Genomic DNA, 3,787 nt, shown 5'->3' with positions numbered 1-3,787 from the left:
TATGCCATACCTGAAGTCGCCGTTCAATCTCGTTGATTTGGTCGTCGAGCGCCGCGATGCGCGACCACTGCTCGCGGAAAGTCTCGATTAGCACAGCGGGCAGTCGCTCGGCGATGCGCTCGAGGGCGGCAACCACACCCTTTGCCGAAGCGGCCCGGCCGAGCGGCATAATTTCACCGTACTCGGTGAGCAAGCCGCGAAGTGCATTGATCTGGGCTGTACGGAACTTGACCAACTGCTGACGGATGCGGTGAAGCGCCAGAACCCCTTGCTGTGCTTCACTTTTTACCGCAACGGTCTTGGCGCCGGGCTGCTGTACTGCCAGCCAGATCGCTCGGGCATCCTGCATGTCACTCTTGTTGCTGCCGCAAAACGGTTTCACCCAGCAAGCCGGCATTAACTTGACTTCGTGACCGAGAGCCGCAAGTTGCCTCGCCCAGTGCTGCGAACCGCCACAAGCTTCCATACCGATCAGACACGGGGATCGGTTGGAAAAGTATTCAAGAAAGTTATCGCGTTTGAGCTGCCTGCTCACAACCTCGCCGGACTCGGGTTCGACCCAGTGCAGTTGGTCGGGTAGCAGCAGCGCATTGCTGCGCCACCGCCCCCTGAGAACCGGACGGGCGAGTCACCCCGCATCCGGCTCAAGCCATTCTTCAGCACCATGGTGTGGCACCGAACAACTTGACGGATCGCTTCGCAGTTCGACGGCGAGCGAAGTACGTGGTCCACACCGAATCAAACGGATTAGCCAGTCCCCGGACCTTGACGTGTCTCGCAATCGGGATCGTCATAGCGCGGAAGAGCCGAAACCCGCTGGTTCTGCCATCAGCGGGAGCCTTCGTAGCAAAGTCCCAGGACCGGTGCCCATCGACCCGGAAGTACCGGTTCCTCACCCACCGTGCTCCTTTCGTGGGATGCCGACGCCTAGCCCATTTCCAAAGCCGTTGCCAGATGTGCGAGTCTATCGATAAGAAGCTCGCTTTCGCCACGACGTGACGGTGATACATCGCCCATCCCCGGATAACCGGGTTGAGTTTCTGGATCAACGCCTCCTGCGTGACGCTCGCGTTGCTTTTGATGATTTCCCTGACCTTGTCGAGAAGCGATTTGACGCTCTTCTTTGCCGGCTTGATCAGCAGCTTGCCGTCGTACTTACGTACGTTCTGGCCAAGGAAATCGAAACCCTCCGCAATGTTCGTAATCCTGGTCTTCTCTTCCGAGAGTTCCAGACCTCGAGCAGCCATAAACTGCCTGACCGCCGGAAGCACCTTGCATTCGAGCACTTCTTTCGACACGCCGGTGACAATAAAGTCATCGGCATAGCGGACGACGTTAAGTTGGGCGTTGCTGCGAGCAAGTTTGGACCTTCCCACGCTTGCATAGACTGCTGCCTCAAGCCCATCCAACGCCATATTCGCGATCACCGGTGAGATTACGCCGCCTACAATGTTGCATACTTTTCTCTCCTGCGTCTGAGTCGGTCGAATTTTCGCTGCCGCGAACCGGCGGTTGCGGATCGACACGGAACACGACGACGATCTCGTCCTTGTGGATTTCTACGCGCTTGACCAAGCCCACAACGATCTTGCGTTTCGTTTCAAGATCAATCGCATCCAGCTTTTCAGTGACGGCGGCTGCAAATTCCTCAAGCCGGTTAATGACGAGAAACAGCTCGCTTTGCATCGCGCCATGGCGCCGCGATTCCTGGATCTGCTGTTCAATCTGTTCGAGCCGGCTCTTCAACTGCTGCATCCTTGGCTCGAAGTCGACCTTGTCGATGATACCGTCGGAGTAGCTGTCGTCAGTCGCGATTTGCTCTTTTCGAGCTGAAGTCGCTGCTTTTCCAGACTGCCTGTATCGAAGCCGCGCTTTTCGCTACGCTCCATCACGTCGAGTCGACGTTCATACTCGTCTTTCAGTCGATCGGGATGCCTGAGCAATTCCACAACCTGATGCCATACCAGATCATCGAGCTTGTCTGTCCGTACCTGCAGGTTGTCGCAGATACGTTCGCCGCCGAACCGGTAGGCGTCGGTTCCAACGCAGCGGTAATAGGCATAATCGCGCTGATGTCCCTTGGCCGCCGACTTGCTCACTTTCTTCGCGTAGTAGGCGTAACGGCACTGTCCACAAACAGTGAGCCCCTGCAGCAGGCGAAGCGGCGCATTATCCCGGCGCTGGCGTGCCAGCTTGCGGTTCTCGGCAAGCTGCTCCTGAACGATTTCGAACAGTGCTTCGCTGACGATTGCCGGCACCGGAATTTCGATCCACTGCTGCCGGTCCGCGCGTTTCGCTGAATACGGTTTCCTGGGCACGTCGGCGCTGTGGCGCTGGGCACGCACGCGCACCTGATGATCGCACACCTGCGTTTTGCCAAACGCAGCCCGCCCCATGTACGCCGGATTACGCAAGATGCCCCATACCACGCTGCGGTCCCAGTACGGCTTGCCCGATGCCGTCACGGTGCCGGCCTCGCCAAGCCGACGTATCACTTCTCCGAGGCTCAGGCGCTCCAGCCCGACCCACTCGAAGATCGCTTTCACCGTGGCGGCTTGCGGCAGTTCGATGACGTACCGGGCTGGCGTCCCGTCGAGCTGTCTTCGGATATAGCGGTAGCCGTAAGGCGCCCCTGATAGCACATTGACGGTACCGCGTTTCGCACCGTGAAGCTTGCCGCGGCGGTGACGCTCTGCGATTTTTGCCCGCTCGTACTCCGCTATCATGCCCTGCATCTGCAGCAGCAGTGATTCTTCCGGCGTCGTGCCAATTGCATGATTGAGAAACACGACCTGTACGCCGCACGAGGAGAATTCCTCCATCAGCAGGGCTTGGTGCGCATATTTGCGCGCCAGGCGGTCTGGCGCGAGGATGTACAGCCGATCGACCGTCCCGAGCGCGGCGGCGTCGCGCAGGCGCTCCAATTGCGGCCTGACCAGCGTTGCACCGCTCACCCCGGCATCAACGAAGCACATGTCCTCCACAATCTGCGCCCCGTCCGCCTGAATTCGTTCTTTCAATGCAGCGATCTGGCTGTCTATCGTGCCGCGTTTGCTTTGCTGCTCGGATGACACTCGCGCGTAAAGCGCGACCATGGCAACGTTGCTCATCGTTTCCCTCGCTTCATAGCTTTCGCCGTTGCTGGCCTTGCATCCGATGCGCGCCTCGTGCTTCGGGCATCAATCGGACTGAGCTGATCGTAGGCCTTCTCCAGTTGTTCGCTGGAATAGCGGTTCGGCTCGAAAGCGAGACGCACTCGCCAGTGTTTGCGTCGTCCCCGTGTCATCGACTGGGCTCCCAGTTAGCGGGAGCAACGGCCTCAAGCACGAGAACCGCATTACTGGCAGGGCATTCTCTGGACCATGGCGCCAGACACTCCCTCGATATGCGAAGGCCCCATCTTACCCGCGAGTTTGCAATATTGTTGCCGGGGCTATGATTCCCCCTTGCGGGGTACCCGCCGATGTCTCGAACAAGGTTCCCTCATCGATAAATCCGGCCTGAAGCCACCGCCGCAAGATAGCCTTATCCATCGGTACGTGCTCCAGGATCCAGGCGTGACTGAAGTTGTCGAAACAGCCCCGAATGTCACCTTCCAGAATCCACTCTGGCGAAGCTCGCTTCGCCAGAGTAATGAAGCATTGTTCGATGGCATCGGCCGTCGAGCGTTCGGGCCGGAATCCATAGGAATTCGGGTCCGCCAGTGTTTCTGCCACCGGTTCCAGAGCGAGCTTCCATAACGCCTGCATCGCCCTGCACCGCATACAGGGGACGGTCAACGCGAACT

Annotated in this window: 4 protein-coding genes and 1 pseudogene; all 5 read right to left on the bottom strand. The window is 58.7% G+C overall.

Annotation, left to right across the window (positions count from 1 at the left end):
• On the bottom strand, positions 1-586 hold a 586-nt coding region (locus BN2475_RS18280), incomplete at its 3' end, for an IS110 family RNA-guided transposase (protein WP_245841380.1).
• 70 nt (positions 587-656) lie between these two features.
• Positions 657-1,427, bottom strand: coding sequence for a group II intron maturase-specific domain-containing protein (locus tag BN2475_RS18275; protein ID WP_245841378.1), 771 nt, complete (start codon positions 1,425-1,427; stop codon positions 657-659).
• Positions 1,396-1,755, bottom strand: coding sequence for a hypothetical protein (locus BN2475_RS35590; protein WP_245841376.1), 360 nt, complete (start codon positions 1,753-1,755; stop codon positions 1,396-1,398). The genes BN2475_RS18275 and BN2475_RS35590 overlap by 32 nt, the downstream gene beginning before the upstream one ends.
• Positions 1,743-3,110, bottom strand: a complete 1,368-nt coding sequence (locus BN2475_RS18270) for a recombinase family protein (protein WP_245841375.1) — start codon at positions 3,108-3,110, stop codon at positions 1,743-1,745. Before BN2475_RS18270 ends, BN2475_RS35590 begins: the two co-directional genes overlap by 13 nt.
• A gap of 318 nt (positions 3,111-3,428) precedes the next feature.
• Positions 3,429-3,787 (bottom strand): annotated as a pseudogene (locus tag BN2475_RS18265) (reverse transcriptase domain-containing protein); the annotation flags it as partial.

This window comes from Paraburkholderia ribeironis, assembly GCF_900019265.1.
Lineage (GTDB): Bacteria > Pseudomonadota > Gammaproteobacteria > Burkholderiales > Burkholderiaceae > Paraburkholderia > Paraburkholderia ribeironis.
Note: the sequence above shows the minus strand (reverse complement) of the source record. Positions and strands in the feature narration are given on the sequence as shown.